Here is a 14,555-nt window from a genome sequence, read left to right on the forward strand (position 1 = left end):
TCCCGCAGGCTGCGGCGCTGTGGCGGAGCGGCCCGATGCGATCGGCGTGGTGGCGGTCCCCGCCACGCCGAGTGATGGGGGAGAGCGGACCTGCTCCCCACCGTCCGCGGGTTCGAATCCCGTCGGCGCCGCAGCCGACCCCTCCCGGCCGTCCGTCCCTAGGCCAGGAAGTGGTCCAGCGTCACGGGCAGGTCGCGGACGCGGACGCCGGTCGCGTGGTGCGCCGCGTTCGCGATGGCGGCGGCGGTGCCGACGATCCCGATCTCGCCGACGCCCTCGGCGCCCATGGGGTTGGTGCGCGGGTCGTGCTCGTCGACCCAGTGGGCCTCGACCCGCGGCACGTCGGCGTTGGCGGCGATGTGGTACTCGGCGAGGTCGTGGTTGACGACCTGCCCGAAGCGCGCGTCCGGCACGCTGTGCTCGTGCAGCGCCATGGACAGGCCCATGGTCATGCCGCCGACGAGCTGCGACCTGGCCAGGCGCGGGTTGACCACCCGGCCGACCGCGAACACGCCGAGCAGCCTGGGCACCCGCACCTCGCCGGTGTCGACGTGCACCCGCACCTCGGCGAACTGCGCGCCGAACGCGGACATCGCGTACGCGTCGCCCGCGTCGTCCTCGGGCACCTCCGCGCCGGCCTCGTCGCCTTCGTCCGGGTCGTCGCCGAACTCCTCGCGGAACGCCTCGGCCGCCGCGACCACGGTCGAGCCCCAGGACGTGATGCCGGACGAGCCGCCGGCCACCGACGCCTCGGGCGACGCCGTGTCGCCGATCCGCAGCTCCACGTCGGCGAAGTCCACGCCCAGCGCGTCGGCCGCGACCTGCGCGAGCGACGTCCACGTGCCGGTGCCGAGGTCGACCGCGCCGATCCGGACCAGGTAGCGCCGCGGGCCGGTGCAGCGGATCGTGGCGGCCGACCCCGGCATCCGGTTGACCGGGTAGGTCGACGCCGCGACCCCCGTGCCGATCAACCACCCCGACTCGGGCACGGGCGCGCGGCGTCGGATCGCGGTGCTGCCAGCCGAACCGCCGGGCGCCCTCACTCAGGCAGGCGACCAGGTTGCGGCTGGAGAACGGCTTGCCCGACTCCGGTTCCACGTCCGGCTCGTTGCGCACGCGGAACTCCACCGGGTCGACGCCGCAGGCGTTCGCCGGCTCGTCCACCGCCACCTCGGGCCCGAACATGCCCGGGCACTCGCCGGGCGCGCGCATCCACGACGGCACCGGGACGTCCAGCGCGGCCAGCCGGTGGGTCGTGGCGCGGTTCGGCGCGGAGTACATCATGCGGCTGGGCACGGCGGTCTGCTCGGCGAACTCCTCGATCCGGGAGGTCTGGGAGACGGCGTCGACCGCGATGGCGGCCAGCCGCCCGTCCGCGTCGCAACCCAGCCGGACCCGCTGGACCGCGGGCGTCCGGTAGCCGGCGAGGGAGAACATCTGCGGCCGGGTGAGCGCGAGCTCGACCGGCGTGCCGGGCAGCTCCCGCGCGGCCATGGCGGCGATGACCGAGTGCACGTGCGGCGTGCCCTTGGACCCGAAGCCGCCGCCGACGTGCGGCGCGATCACGTGCACCCGCTCGGGTTCGAGCCCGAAGACCTCCGCCATCGCCGCACGCGTGGTGTGCGCGCCCCGCGGCATGGCTGGAGGAGAGGAAGGCGTCATAACCGGTCGGAGAGCCATCCGATGTATTGTCGGCTCGACTTGCCTCGACGTCACTGCGCGTAGCAATTGGAGCCTCCTCGCCGCGGAATGTCCGGCCTTGTCCCACCGGAGGGTTCCGACAGCTCGGATGTCTTGTTATCGTCGCCTCCAGCCGCGACCGCCGCCTGCGGGTGCCGCCGTCGGTCGTGGAGGACGCATGGAACGGGCACGCAGCAGTGTGGCAGCGGTCGTTGCGGTGGGGCTGGCGTTCGGCGTCGCCGTCCCCGATACGGATGAGGCGGTGGCCGGGGTGGACCAACGGGCGCTCACGCTCTGGTACGACGAGCCCGCCGCCGACTGGGAACGCGAGTCGTTGCCCATCGGCAGCGGCGCGCTCGGCGGCGGTGTGTTCGGCACCGTGGCGACGGAGCGGATCCAGCTCAACGAGAAGACGTTGTGGACCGGCGGCCCCGGCTCCGCACAAGGCTACGACTTCGGCAACTGGACCAGCCCGCGACCGGACGCGCTCGCCGGCGTCCAGGAGCTGATCGAGCGTGATCACCGGGTCGCGCCGGACACCGTCGCGGCGGCGTTGGGCCAACCGCGGCGCGGCTTCGGCGCGTACCAGCCGTTCGGCGAGCTCGGCCTGGCGCTCACCGACCCGCCCACCGAGGTCACGGACTACCGGCGTGACCTCGACCTGTCCCGCGCGGTCGCCTCGGTGTCGTACGAGGTGGACGGCGTGCGGTACGCGCGGGAGTACTTCGCCACCGCGGCCGACGGCGTGATCGTCGCCCGGCTCTCCGCCGACCGGCCCGGCCGGATCGGGTTCACCGCCTCGATCACCGCGCCGGACAACCGCTCGAAGCGGAGCACCGCGAACGGCGGTCGCTCCACCTTCACCGGCGCCCTGCACGACAACGGCCTGCGCTTCGAATCGCAGCTCCAGCTGCTCAACCGCGGCGGCACGCGCACCGACAACGCCGACGGCTCGCTCACCGTGGCCGGCGCCGACAGCGTGGTGCTGGTGTTCGCCGCGGGCACCGACTACGCCGAGGACTACCCGACCTACCGTGGCCCGGACCCGCACGACCGCGTCCAGCGGACCGTCGACGCCGCGTCGGCGAAGGGCTGGCGCCGGCTCCTCGACGCCCACCTGCGCGACTACCGCGCGCTGTTCGACCGGGTGCGCCTCGACCTCGGTCAGCAGGCGGTCGACGTCCCGACCGACGAGCTCCTGCGCGGGTACGCCACCGCGCCCGCACCGGCCCGGCGCGCGCTGGAAGCCCTCTACTTCCAGTACGGCCGCTACCTGCTGATCTCCTCGTCACGGCCCGGTTCCCTGCCCGCGAACCTGCAAGGCGTGTGGAACAACTCGGTGACGCCGCCGTGGAGCGCCGACTACCACGTGAACATCAACCTGCAGATGAACTACTGGCCCGCCGAGACGACGAACCTCGCCGAGACCACCGGGCCGCTGTTCGACTTCGTGGACGAGCTGCGCGAACCCGGCGCCGTCACGGCCCGGCAGATGCACGGCGGCCGGGGCTGGGTCGTCAACAACGAGACGAACCCGTTCGGCTTCACGGGCGTGCACGACTGGGCGACCGCGTTCTGGTTCCCCGAAGCGGGCGCGTGGCTGGCGCAGCACTACTACGAGCACTTCCTGTTCACCGGTGACCGCCGGTTCCTGCGAGAGCGGGCGTACCCGGTGCTGAAGGGGCTCGCCCGGTTCTGGCTCGACGGGCTGAAGGTGGACCCGCGTGACGGCACGCTCGTCGTCACGCCCAGCTACTCGCCCGAGCACGGCGACTTCTCCGCGGGCGCGGCGATGTCGCAGCAGATCGTCCGGCAGCTGTTCGCCCACGTCGTCTCCGCCGCCGACGACGTGGGCGACACCGCGTTCGGGGCCGAGGTGCGCAAGGCGCTCGACCGCCTCGACCCCGGCACGCGGATCGGCGCGTGGGGCCAGTTGCAGGAGTGGAAGGAGGACTGGGACGACCCGTCCAGCACCCACCGGCACGTGTCGCACCTGTTCGCGCTGTTCCCCGGCAACGGGATCAGCCCGCTCGCGACCCCGGAACTCGCCGCCGCCGCACGGACCTCGCTCGTGGCGCGCGGCGACGGCGGCACCGGGTGGAGCAAGGCCTGGAAGATCAACTTCTGGGCGCGGCTCCTCGACGGCGACCACGCGCACGAGATGCTGGCCGAGCAGCTGGTCGGCAGCACCACCGCGAACCTCTGGGACACCCACCCGCCGTTCCAGATCGACGGCAACTTCGGCGCGACGTCCGGCGTGGCGGAAATGCTGCTGCAGAGCCAGGACGGCGTGGTGCACGTGCTGCCCGCCCTGCCGGGGGAGTGGCGCGACGGCTCGTACGCGGGCCTGCGGGCACGCGGTGACGTCACGGTCGACGTGCGGTGGTCCGACGGCGTGGCCCGGGAGATCGCGCTGACCGCCGGCCGGGACGGACCCGTCACGGCGCGCAGCACCCTGTTCGGCGGCGGCTACCGGCTCGTGGACGCCCGGACCGGCCGGGATGTGCCGTCACGCGCGGACGGCGAGTCCATCACCTTCAGCGCACGTGCCGGACACCGCTACGTGGCCACGGCCCGGTGAGCCCCTACTGGCCGACCCGGCCGTCGATCCGCTCGCGGAGGAGGTCGGCGTGGCCGTTGTGCCGGGCGTACTCCTCGATCATGTGCACCAGGACGTCGCGCAACGGGATCGGGGTCTGGTCGTTGTCGCCCAGGACGTCCAGGTCCGGGGCTTCGGCCACGAACCGCTCGGCGAACGCGACCTCGGTCCGCCAAGTTTCCCACGCGTCGGCGACCACCTCGGGATCGGCCGTCGCCTCGCCGAACGCGACGGTCGCGGAGGTGTAGTGCGGTGTGACGTCCTCGCCGGCCATCACCCGACGGAACCAGTACTGCTCGACCTCCGCCAGATGTCGCACGAGCCCGAGCAGCGACATGTCCGACGGAGGCGCCGAGCGTCGCGCCAGGCCCTCCGCGTCCAGCCCGGCGCACTTCAGCTCCACCGTCAACCGCTGGTCGCGCAGGTGCCGCACGAGGGTCTGGCGCTCGCCGGAGTACGGTCCGCCCACCTCGCGCGGGTCGTCCTCCGGGCGGGCCCACATGTCCGACCACCCGAACGTCCGCTCGGGCAGGACCGCGCCGTCGTCCGTCATGGGGGCGATGGTCGACGCCCCGGCCCGGCCGGCGCAACCGGATAACGCCGCTCCCGTGCCCGACGGCCGGTCACGCCCGTTCCGAACGCGGTCGTCCGCCGCCTGGCGGGAGTCGGCCGGGCGGTGGAACCGGCCGTTGCCGGGAGCCTGCCCGACGACGGCGTTCGAGGGCGACCGCCCTACCGGGCCGTCCCCGTCCAGGTGACCGGCAGCTCGTGCACGCCGTAGATGTTCATGTCGGTCTTGAGCTTCACCTCGTCGGCGGGGATGGCGAGCGCGAGCGTCGGGAAGCGGCGCAGCAGGCCGCCGAAACCGGCGCGCAGCTCGATGCGGGCGAGCTGCTGGCCGAGGCACTGGTGGATGCCGTGGCCGAACGACAGGTGGCCGCGCGCCTGGCGGCGGACGTCCAGCGTGTCGGGGTCGTCGAAGCGCCGGGGGTCGTGGTTGGCGGCCAGCAGCGAGACGACGACGGTCGAGCCCTCGGTGATCGTCTCACCGCCGAGCTCGATGTCCTCCGTCGCGTAGCGGTAGAAGATGTCGGCGACGGACAGGTAGCGCATGAGCTCCTCGACGGCGCCGGGCAGCAGCTCCGGGTCGTCGCGCAGGGCCGCCAACTGCTCGGGGTTCTCCAGCAGCGCGAAGGTGCCGAGCGAGAGCATGTTGGCGGTGGTCTCGTGGCCCGCGAGCAGCAGCAGGAACGCGATGCCGGTCAGCTCCTCGATGGCGAGGTCGTCGTTGCGGGCCAGGTCCGACAGCAGGTCCTCGTCGGGCTCGGCGCGCTTGCGCGTGACGAGCTCGGTCAGGAACGCGTTCATCGCGCCGAACGCGGCCATCTTCTCCTCGAGCACCACGTCCTTCTCCAGGAACTTGGCCGAGTTGACCTGGAAGGTGTCCCGCTCCTCGTAGGGCACGCCGAGCAGCTCGCAGATCACCAGCGACGGCACCGGCAGCGCGAACGCCGTGACCAGGTCGACCGGCGGCGCGAGGCTCGCCAGCTCGTCCAGCTGCCGCTCGACGATGTCGGCGATGTGCTCTTCGAGCTGCTTCATCCGCTTGACGGTGAAGGCACCGGTGAGCATCCGCCGCAGCCGGGTGTGCTCCGGCGGGTCCATGCTGATGAACAGGCCCGGCAGCTGCGGCGACGGTTCGGTGGCCGCCGGGATGCCGGGGGTCTCGTACGGCACGTGCATGACGCCGAGGTCCTGGCGCGAGCTGAAGCGGGTGTCGGCCATCAGCCGGCGGACCTCGTCGTAGCCGGTGACGAGCCAGCCCTCGTGACCGTCGGGGAACAGCATCGGGCTGACCGGGTGGGCCTCCCGCAGCGCGGTGATCCGGCTGGGCGGGTCGAAGGGGCCCGCATCGCGCTCCATCGGCAGACCGTGCGGGATGGGAACCTCTCGACTCATCGGTTTTCCTCTCGTGGTGGCTGTTGCGACCACGATCGCCGAGGGGTCGGACATGCCGCTGACACGGGCCTGACACGGTTCTGACACCAGGGCTACGGGGACAAGCCCCACCGTGAGAGGGCGACGACGATGACCGCGAACACCACGAGGACGACCACGAAGCCGAGGACGCCGGCGAGCACCAGGCCGGTGCCCACCGAGTTCCACGGCGGCCGGAAGAACTTGGCCACGCACCCGAGCACGATCGAGCCGATCGCGACCCCGATGAACGCGTACGCGTACTCGCCACCGAGCCAGCCCGCGAAGTACCGCGACCGGTACGCGGCCACCACCGCGACCTGGAGCGCGAACGGCACCAGGAAACCCGCGAACGCCACTCCGGGTCGTCTGCGCTGCTCGACGTCGATCACGCGGCCAGTCTCGCCGACCACCGGGAGCCGCGCATGAGTACGACTACGCGAACCGGCGGCCCGGGGCGAGGGGTGCTCCGGGCCGCCGGCGTGCGCCGCGCGACGGGTCAGGCGGTGGTGCCCGTGACCGACGTGCCGGACTTGGTGACGTAGTAGGTCGCCTTGGCGCCGCTCCAGTAGTGGAACGTCAGCGTGACCCGCGAACCGTCCGTGACCTCGGCGAAGAACTCGGGCTTCACCGTCGTGGTGTTCGCGGTGTAGTTCGGCGCGAACGTGACGTCGAACTCCTTGTACGAGGTCCAGTTGTGCGGGCCGGCGTTGCTGCCGTCCGCGTACTTGGCCTCCATCGTGGCCAACTGGTCGCCGCGGAACTGGGTCGGGACGGCGAACGCGCTCGTCGTCCCGGTCGCGTTCGACAGCACCGGCGCGTCGTAGGTGACCAGGTTGATCCGCCACGGCACGCCCGCCGAGAACCGGGCCGACAGCGTCGCGTTCGTGCCGTACGCCCGCGACCCGCTCAACCGGGTGATCAAAGCCGCCTTGACGGTCAGCTGGTCGCCGCTGACGGTGTAGTCCGTGCCGCGCACCAGGTCGGTGGACCCGTGGCGCAGCCCGACGAACGACGTGCCGTTCAGGTTGAGCGTGAGCGTCTTGTCCGTGACCGCCGACGCCTTGGCGCTGAACACCTGGTCCGACGACGCCGTGCCGGACCGGGTCGTCCAGCTCGACTTGATCTGCGCGGCCAGCTCCGGGTCGCTCCACGCGAACGAGGTGCGGCCGAGGTGCTGGCCGTTGTCCCACAGCATGGTGGTGATCTTCTTCGTGCGGGCGTAGTGGCCGAGGAACTCGAAGAACTTCAGCTTCTCGCCCTGCTGGATGGTGCCGGTGTGCCGGTCGAAGCCGAGCAGGCCGTACTCGCCCAGGATGACCGGGATGCCGCGCGCCACGAACGCGTTGGCCACGCGGTCGAACGAGTCGGTCAGGTCCTTCTGCACGGTGGCGTCGAACTTCGTGCCGCCCGCGACGTTCACGCTGAACGGCCAGTAGCCGTAGAAGTGGAACGTGGCGATCAGGTTCGGGTCGTCCAGCGAGTTGAACGTGGCCATCAGCTCGTCCACCCGCGCCTGCTCCGACGACGTGTGCAGGGTCGGCAGCACCAGCAGGCGGGTGGCGTTGTTGCCGCCCGAGCCGCGCACGATCCGGTGGAACGACGTGTTCAGCTCGTGCAGCAGCTGCGCGTTCTGCGCGTCACCCGAGCTGTTGGCGAACTGCGGCTCGTTGACGCTCTCCAGCATCAGCTTCGGCGAGGCGTCCCGGAACGCGGTCGCGATCTGCGTCCACGCCGCGTTGTAGCGGGCGAGCACGTTCGTGCGGTCCGTCGGCATGGCGTTGATCCACTGCCACGAGTCGTGGTGGATGTTGATCATGACGTAGAAGCCGTCCGCCAACGCCCAGTTCACGACCTCCTTGACGCGCGCCAGGTAGGCCGCCTCGATCGTGTAGCCCGGCGCGCCACCCTGGTGCGCGCTCCACGTCACCGGGATGCGGATGCTCTTGAAGCCCTGCGCCCGGACGTTGTCCAGCAGCGCCTCCGTGATGCGCGGATTGCCCCACGACGTCTCGTCGGCGCCCGTGGCGTCGAGCGAGTTGCCCAGGTTCCAGCCCGGCTGCATCTCCGCGACCCGCGCCATGGCGTCGCCCGCCGGCGGGGTCGTCGTCGTGGTGGTGGTGGTGGTCGTCGTCGTCGTGCTGGTGGTCGTGGTCGTGCTGCCGGTGCAGGTCACGCCGTTGAGCGCGAACGACGACGGCGCCGTGTTCGCGCCCGTCCACGTGCCGTTGAAGCCGAACGCCACCGAGCCGCCGGTCGGGATGTTGGCGTTGTAGCTGACGTTGGCCGCGGTGACCTGGCTGCCCGACGCGGTGACGGTGGCGTTCCACGCCTGGGTGACCGTCTGGCCGGACGGGAACGCCCACGTGAGCCGCCACCCGCCGCTGATCGGGTCGCCCAGGTTGGTGATGTCGACGTTGCCGTTGAAGCCGCCCTGCCACTGGCTCGGCACCGAGTACACGACCCGGCAGCCGGCCGCCGCCTGGGCGTCGGTCACCGCGACAACACCCACGCTCGCGAGCAACGAGGCCATTCCGGTGGCCAGCAGGCCGACCCGCCAACGGATTCTTCTCAGCTTGCCTCGCATATCGGCCATGACGCTCCTCGTAATCGCATGCGGCAGCGGGAGGGGTGGGAACCGAAACGCGCGCGGGCGGTGGAGCCGGCCGCAGTGGGGAATCCGGGTGCGCCGGTCACCGCCCGGCGCACCCGCACCGCCACGACCGTGGTACCGGGCGCGGCGGCGTGTTCCGGCGCTGCCTCGCCATGATGTTGGCGGTAACGGATGGGTGACGCAAGGGTTTCGACGGGAATCGACTCCGGCGGCGTCCCCGGCCAATTCGGAATCGCCGCCGGAAGTCGAAATCATTCGACGCGCACTTCGTCCGCCGTTCGACGAAACCATCGAATGAATTCGACGTCGGCCCGCGGGACGCGGCCTCGCGCGGTCGTCGGCGGGGCAGCACCCACGTTTGCGCGGCGGTGCCGTTGCAGTCCCAGATCTGCAACCGGGTGAAGTCGGCCGACATCCCGTCGCGCGCGTCCAGGCACCGGCCGGACAGCGCGTTCACCAGCGCGCCACCCGGACTCGCGCGCCACCGCTGCGCGCCCGTGCCGTTGCAGTCCCACAGCTGCACCGGCGTGCCGGCGTGAGGCACTCCGTCGGCCACGTCGAGGCACTTGCCCAACGCGCGCACCGACCCGTCCGCGTCGAGCTTCCAGTCCTGCGCGCCCGTGCCGTTGCACCGGAACAGCCAGACGACCGTCCCGCTCACCGTGCTGCCGCCGTCCACGTCGACGCACTGGCCGGCGATACCGGTCACCCGGTCGGCCGGTCGTGGCGGCTGCCAGGTCTGCGCCGCGCCGCCCGTGCACGGCGCGAGCCGCGGCGCACCGGTGGACGAGTCGAGGCACCGGCCACCGGACTCGAGCGGACCACCGTCCGCCACCGCCCAGCGCTGACCGGCGCAGTCGGCCAGCACGACGGCGTCGCCGGCGGGCGCCAGGCACCGGCCCATCGCCTTCACCGCGCCCTCCGGCGTCACGGTCCACCGCTGCGCGGCCGTGCCGTTGCACGCCCACAGCTGGACGGGCGTGCCCGGTGCGTCGTTCGCGTCGGCCACGTCCAGGCACGACCCCGCGTTGACCACCTGACCGGTGGCGCCCTCGGGGATCCGCTCGGCCTGCCGGGCCACGGTCCCGGTGAGCCGGAGGTCCCGGGACGACGCGCCCACCGTGACCGCGAACGTCCCCGACGGCACCCGGAACGACCGCTCGGCCTCGTCCCAGACCGCGAAGGCACGCCGGTCGAGCTCGACCGACACCCGGGTGGTGGCGCCGGCGGCCAGGGAGACCTTGGCGAACCCGCGCAACTGCCGCGGCGGCTCACCGGCCGCGTCCGGGTAGCCCACGTACACCTGCGGCACCGCCGAACCCGCCCGTCCACCCGTGTTGGCCACGTCGAACGACACCGTGACCGCCTGCCCCGCGGACGGCGTCACGGCCAGGTTCGCGTAGCGGAACGTCGTGTAGGACAGGCCGTGCCCGAACGGGAACAGCGGCGTGGTCCCGGTGGCGTCGTACCACCGGTAGCCGACCCGGAGCCGTTCCGCGTAGTGCACGACGCCGCCCTCACCGGGGTACTGCGCGGGCGAGGTGATCGGGGTCGCGTCGAGGCCGGTCGGGAACGTCACCGGCAGCCGCCCGCCGGGCTCCGCCGCGCCGAACAGCACGTCCGCCACCGCGTGCCCGCCCTGCTCACCCGGGTACCACGCCTGCAGCACGGTGTGCGCGGCCGGCAGCCACGGCATGGTCACCGGCCCGCCGGTCTCCAGCACCACCACGGTGTTCGGGTTGGCCGCGGTGATCGCCGCGACCAGCGCGTCCTGGTTGCCGGGCAGGTCGATCGACGGCCGGTCGGCACCCTCGGTGCTGTCGTCGCCGACCACCACCACGGCGACGTCGGCGGCCCGTGCCGCGTCGACCGCCCGGCGCAGCTCCGGATCGGCTCCGGCCGGCGTGTACCAGCCGAAGCGCAGCCCGGCGTCACCCACCGCCTCGTAGTACTCGACCCGGACCTGGTGCCGGGCGCCGGCTCGCAGCGGGATGCGGGTCGACCCGGTCTGCGTGGCGTGATCGCCCCAGTTGTCCACGACGAGGACGCCGTCGAGGTAGAGCCTGCTGCCGTCGTCGCTGGTGACGGCGAGGTCGTACGCGCCGGTCGCGGGCACGGACAGGGTCGCCGTGAAGCGGGCCGACCAGTTGTCGGCGGGCACGTTCGGCGCGGGCGACCCGCCCGCCCAGTCGAAGTCGATCGAGGCGTGCGCGGCAGACGCCACCGGCGTGCCGGCGAGGTCGCGGTTGGCGTAGTAGTCGGCACGCAGGTCCGACAACGACTCCGGCGGCACGGCGAACGGCGACGGGCGCGACCCCGCCGTGTACGTCAGGCCCGCGCCGACCCGTGCGCGCAGACCGTCCAGCGGTGTCACGGTGTGCTCCGGGTACGGCGTCACGTGCGAGCTGCCCTTGCCGCCGGTGTGCGCGACACCGGCGTACCAGCCGGACACGGCGACGGTGCCGGTCCCGGCGGTCAACGGCAGCAGCGAGCGGTCGTTGCGCAGCAGCACCATGCCCGCCGCGGCCTGCCTGCGCGCGACCGCCGCGTGCGCGGCCGGGTCGACCACCGGACGCGGATCGCCGTCCAGCAGGCCGGTGCGCATCATCAGCCGCAGCACCCGCCGCGCGTTGTCCTCGAACGCCGGACGCGCCAGGGCGCCGGAGCGCACGGCGTCCGCGAGGCCCGCGTAGTGCGTCGAGCCGCCGAACTCCTGGTCCAGCCCCGCCAACGCCGACGTCACCCCGGAGTGCGTCGCCGGGTAGTCCGAGCCGACCGCGCCGTCGAAGCCCCAGCGGTCGCGCATGACGTCGTTGAGCAGCGGGAAGCTCTCGCACGCCCACGAGCCGTTGACCCGGTTGTAGGCGCACATCGCCGACCACGCGCCCCCCTGCCGCACGGCCGCCTCGAACGCCGGCAGGTAGACCTCCCGCAGCGTCCGGTCGTCCACACCGGACGACAGCCAGAGCCTGCCCTCCTCCTGGTTGTTCGCCGCGACGTGCTTGACCTGGGCGGCGACCCGCTGCCCCTGCACGCCGGCGACGTAGCTCGCGGCCAGTTGTCCCGCCAGGTGCGGGTCCTCGCCGTAGGTCTCGAAGTTCCGCCCGCTCCGGGGCACCCGGACGATGTTGACCATCGGCGAGTACAGCACCTGGTAGCCGCGCGCCTTGACCTCGCGGCCGACCAGCCCGCCCGCCTCCGCGGCCACCGCGCGGTCGAACGTGGCGGCCAGCGACACCGGCGCGGGCATCGCGGTGGCGGGCAGGCCGTCGCGGACGCCGGCCGGGCCGTCGGTGAGCCGCAGCGGCGGGATGCCGAGCCGCGGCACGCCGGGCACGTGACCGACCGCGTGCTCGCCGGTGGGCGTCGTCACCCCTAGCAGCAGCCGCGCCTGCTCGTCCAACGTCAGTTGCGAGAGCAGGACGGTCACCCGCTGCTCCAGCGGAACGGCCGCGTCACGCCACGCCGGCTGCCGCTCGGCAGCCGTGCTCGCGGTGGCCGCCATGACCAGGACCAGCACCGCCGTGACGCGAACCGCGGTCCGACTTCCCCTCCACCGCATGACGCCCCCTCGCGCCGATGCGACCGCGTCGGCGCATGCCCACTGCTGCCGATGCGCCCCGGAACCACGGTAGAGCAAGGGATTTTTAACACCGACCGCCATTCGAACGACATCCAGCAGTGGGACGGGCGAAGGGAAGTGGGCAATGGCCAGGGTGCTGAACGTGGTGGCGCACCACGACGACGACTTGCTGTTCTTGAGCCCTGATCTGGTGAACGACCTCCGTGACGGGGCGGTGGTGCGCACGGTATTCCTCGTGGCGTCGGACTACCACACGTACCCGACGTACATGGAGCAACGGGAACTCGGCGTCCGGGCGGCCTACGCGCACGCCGCGGGTCTGACCGGCACGCCGTGGAGGTCGTACGCGTACTCGTGCGCGAACCTCTCGGCGACGCTCTGGACGTTGGGCGCGCGCGTTTCGATCCTGGAGAACCGGTTGCCGGACAACGCCACCGCGCCACCGAACCGGCTGTGGCAGCTGTACGCGCGCGACCAGTCGCTGACCGGCCGACCGCTCGACCACGCGCCCGCCCAGACCACCGGGCGCGGCAGGCTGATCGCCTACCTGCGCGCGGTGATCGCGGACTTCGCGCCGGACGTCGTCCGCACCACCGACCCCACCGCGGACCTGCACGGCCTGCACACGGCCGGTCGGCCGCTGGAGGACTTCTACTTCCACCGCGACCACGTCGCGACCGCGCGGCTCGTGCGGACCGCGTTGCCGGACGTGCCGTCGAACCCCGAGGTCGTCTACTACCGCGACTACACGATCCGCGACGAGCCGGCCAACCTGGACGCGGCCGACGCGGCGTTCAAGCGGGCCGTGTTCCGGACCTACGCCGTGCACGACGGCGACATCTGCCCGAACGGTGCGGTGGACTGCCCGCCGGTGGGCGGGTTCTACGACGACCTGCTGAGCCGCCGGTACGTGGCCGGTCCGGCGTGGGCCGGCGACCTCGTCGTGCCGCTGCCGGCGGCGGAGCACGGTCTCGTGATGGGCACGCACCACACCGTGCGGAACCGCGCCACCGGGCTGGAACTGGCCGTGACGGACGCTTCGACGGCCGACCTGGCGCCGATCATCGGCTGGCCGCACACGGGGACGCCGAACCAGCGGTGGCGGTTCGAGGCCAACCCACAGGGGTGGGAGCTGGTCGCGAGCCACAGCGGCAAGGCGATCGACCTGCCCGAGTCGAGCCTGGCGCCCGGCGTGCAGGCGATCCAGTTCCAGCGGCTGAGCGGCGTCAACCAGACGTTGCGCGTGCGCGGCAACCCGACCGCCGGCTACCGGCTGGTGTTCGCGCATTCCGGGCTGGCGCTGTCCATCACCGGCAACGCGGGCGCGCCGGTCGTGCAACGCCCGGTCGCCTCGTCGGCCGACCAGCTCTGGGACATCGCCCCGACCTGAGCCGCCGACCGCGGACCGGCACTGTCGGCGATGGTGAAGACGAACCTGTAGCCGACCTCCGGTGAACCGGTCCGCGTCACCTTGCCCTCGCCGCGCGCGTTGGCGTAGACGCCGGTGCCGCCCGTGATGGCCACGGACGTGTCCTCGAAACCGGCGGCGATCGACTTGTACTTCCGCATGCCGGAGAGGTGCAGCTCGCCGTCGGGCAGCCGGAACGTGGACGTGCAGTGCGCGGTCACCTCGGGTGGCGCCGCCGTCGAAACCGCGATCGCGGCGCAGTGCGAATAGCCCTCCCCGATCGGCGTGACGCCGTCGGCTTGGCGCAGTTCGCCGCCGCTGACGAACCCGAGCCCGACCGCGGGCGCGGCCGGGGCCGACATGAGCGTCCGTTTCGTCACCACTTCCAGCGTCGCCTCGCGGGTCGTTTCCCCGGCGCGAACCTGGTCGGTGGCGAGCAGCCCACCTGCGAGCGCGAGGACCAGCCAAGGGTTGACCCGCACGACGACACCTCCGGGTTGGGTGTGTGGCACACCGTTCTGCCGGAAGGTAGTTCGGCAATGGCGGCCGCAGTCGGGTCAACTCCACGTTCGGCTGAAAAATTAACATCGACGTGTGACATCGCCCCACTCGACCGTGAGTTTTGATCACAGATGAGAAGCGGGTCATGAATGTGAACATTCTTGGCAATCATTGGGCCGAGAAGCGGATCGAC

Annotated in this window: 7 protein-coding genes, 1 tRNA gene and 2 pseudogenes; 3 read left to right on the forward strand and 7 right to left on the reverse strand. The window is 72.2% G+C overall.

The window, feature by feature from the left end; all coding sequences use genetic code 11:
- Positions 1-13 precede the first annotated feature (13 nt).
- Positions 14-131: transfer RNA gene (locus AB0H12_RS24935), tRNA-OTHER, on the forward strand.
- Between the two features lie 27 nt (positions 132-158).
- Here the strand turns inward: AB0H12_RS24935 and AB0H12_RS24940 are convergent.
- Positions 159-1,632: pseudogene (locus AB0H12_RS24940) on the reverse strand (xanthine dehydrogenase family protein molybdopterin-binding subunit); the annotation flags it as partial.
- A 226-nt stretch (positions 1,633-1,858) separates the two neighbouring features.
- Here AB0H12_RS24940 and AB0H12_RS24945 point away from each other — a divergent pair.
- On the forward strand, positions 1,859-4,261 hold the full coding sequence (locus tag AB0H12_RS24945) for a glycoside hydrolase family 95 protein (protein WP_499625723.1): 2,403 nt from the start codon (positions 1,859-1,861) through the stop codon (positions 4,259-4,261).
- A gap of 4 nt (positions 4,262-4,265) precedes the next feature.
- Here the strand turns inward: AB0H12_RS24945 and AB0H12_RS24950 are convergent, their stop codons facing one another.
- The 5 genes from AB0H12_RS24950 to AB0H12_RS24970 form a co-directional block, all read right to left on the reverse strand.
- Positions 4,266-4,832, reverse strand: a complete 567-nt coding sequence (locus AB0H12_RS24950) for a DinB family protein (RefSeq protein WP_499625725.1) — start codon at positions 4,830-4,832, stop codon at positions 4,266-4,268.
- A 179-nt stretch (positions 4,833-5,011) separates the two neighbouring features.
- Positions 5,012-6,238, reverse strand: coding sequence for a cytochrome P450 (locus AB0H12_RS24955; protein ID WP_499625726.1), 1,227 nt, complete (start codon positions 6,236-6,238; stop codon positions 5,012-5,014).
- A gap of 92 nt (positions 6,239-6,330) precedes the next feature.
- The gene (locus tag AB0H12_RS24960; protein ID WP_499625728.1) at positions 6,331-6,648 is read right to left on the reverse strand and encodes a hypothetical protein; all 318 of its coding nucleotides are present in this window, start codon (positions 6,646-6,648) and stop codon (positions 6,331-6,333) included.
- A 107-nt stretch (positions 6,649-6,755) separates the two neighbouring features.
- Positions 6,756-8,852: a cellulase family glycosylhydrolase gene (locus AB0H12_RS24965; protein WP_499625730.1), complete on the reverse strand. Its 2,097-nt coding sequence runs from the start codon at positions 8,850-8,852 to the stop codon at positions 6,756-6,758.
- Positions 8,853-8,949: 97 nt separating this feature from the next.
- Positions 8,950-12,390, reverse strand: a complete 3,441-nt coding sequence (locus AB0H12_RS24970) for a glycoside hydrolase family 3 C-terminal domain-containing protein (RefSeq protein WP_499625731.1) — start codon at positions 12,388-12,390, stop codon at positions 8,950-8,952.
- Positions 12,391-12,577: 187 nt separating this feature from the next.
- On the opposite strand from AB0H12_RS24970, the gene AB0H12_RS24975 reads away from it, so the two are divergent.
- Positions 12,578-13,843 (forward strand): RICIN domain-containing protein, encoded by a 1,266-nt coding sequence (locus tag AB0H12_RS24975; protein WP_499625733.1) that lies wholly within the window; start codon positions 12,578-12,580, stop codon positions 13,841-13,843.
- A gap of 59 nt (positions 13,844-13,902) precedes the next feature.
- Here the strand turns inward: AB0H12_RS24975 and AB0H12_RS24980 are convergent.
- Positions 13,903-14,223 (reverse strand): annotated as a pseudogene (locus AB0H12_RS24980) (allene oxide cyclase barrel-like domain-containing protein); the annotation flags it as partial.
- Between the last annotated feature and the right edge of the window lie 332 nt (positions 14,224-14,555).

The sequence above is a fragment of the Actinosynnema sp. NPDC023794 genome (genome assembly GCF_040639675.1).
Taxonomy (GTDB): domain Bacteria; phylum Actinomycetota; class Actinomycetes; order Mycobacteriales; family Pseudonocardiaceae; genus Actinosynnema; species Actinosynnema luteola.

Bases quoted from the DNA above. Each gene is read 5' to 3' on its own strand.
- AB0H12_RS24945 (WP_499625723.1), top strand. From the start codon at position 1,859: ATGGAACGGGCACGCAGCAGTGTGGCAGCGGTCGTTGCGGTGGGGCTG.
- AB0H12_RS24950 (WP_499625725.1), bottom strand. From the start codon at position 4,832: ATGACGGACGACGGCGCGGTCCTGCCCGAGCGGACGTTCGGGTGGTCG.
- AB0H12_RS24955 (WP_499625726.1), bottom strand. From the start codon at position 6,238: ATGAGTCGAGAGGTTCCCATCCCGCACGGTCTGCCGATGGAGCGCGAT.
- AB0H12_RS24965 (WP_499625730.1), bottom strand. From the start codon at position 8,852: ATGGCCGATATGCGAGGCAAGCTGAGAAGAATCCGTTGGCGGGTCGGC.
- AB0H12_RS24975 (WP_499625733.1), top strand. From the start codon at position 12,578: ATGGCCAGGGTGCTGAACGTGGTGGCGCACCACGACGACGACTTGCTG.